This is a genomic window from Oleiphilus sp. HI0043 (assembly GCF_001634935.1).
This window is the reverse complement of sequence record NZ_LWEY01001874.1, coordinates 1-857: the sequence shown is the minus strand read 5'-3', so window position 1 is coordinate 857 and position 857 is coordinate 1. Positions and strand designations below refer to the sequence as shown.

Annotated in this window: 1 protein-coding gene; it reads left to right on the top strand. The window is 47.4% G+C overall.

Going from position 1 to position 857, the window contains the following annotated elements; all coding sequences use genetic code 11:
- Positions 1–838 (top strand): ATP-binding cassette domain-containing protein (locus A3729_RS28725; RefSeq protein WP_156498214.1); only part of this gene is annotated, 838 nt, incomplete at its 5' end.
- Positions 839–857: the final 19 nt, after the last annotated feature.

Sequence of the window (857 nt, the reverse complement as noted above, 5' to 3'; positions counted from 1 at the left end):
GATCAAAAGCTCGATGACCAATATAGAACGTATGTTTGGCCTGCTTAAAGAAGCACCTTTGGTTGTCGACACGCAAAACGCTCAGCCCCTGACAGTATCAAACGGGAAGATCGAGTTTAAAGATATTTCCTTTGCCTATGAGCCAAGTAGAACGATTCTGAGCAATCTCAGTTTTACCGTGCAGCCAGGAGAAAAAGTAGCGCTTGTTGGTAGCAGCGGCGCCGGAAAATCAACTATCGCGAAGCTACTATTTCGTTTTTACGACACCAGCAAAGGTGCGATTCTGATTGATGATCAGAACATTAAGCACTGCGCCCAACACAGTTTGCGCGCAGCGATTGGCGTAGTGCCTCAAGACACCGTTCTATTTAATACCAGCCTGATTGAAAACGTACGCTATGGTCGCCCTGGTGCAAGCGATGCAGAAGTAAAGCACGCAATCGAACTTGCTCATTTGAAAGACTTTGTTGAGGGCTTACCCAAGCAATATGAAACTCAAGTCGGGGAAAGAGGTCTTAAACTTTCCGGTGGCGAGAAACAACGTGTTGCCATTGCCCGAACCATCCTCAAGAACCCGGCAATACTGCTATTTGACGAGGCAACCAGCTCGCTTGATAGCGCATCTGAGTCCGCAGTGATGGAGGCAATCAGAGAAGTATCGGCAGGTAAGAGCAGTCTAGTTATCGCCCACCGCCTTTCCACCGTTGTCGATGCTGATCGTATTATTGTCATTGATAAGGGTGGCGTGGTCGAGCAAGGAAGCCACCACTCTCTTATCAAAGCGCAAGGTCTATATGCCCAATTGTGGGCTTTGCAGCAGAACGAACAAGGTATCTAATTGGTAAGTATTTATAATG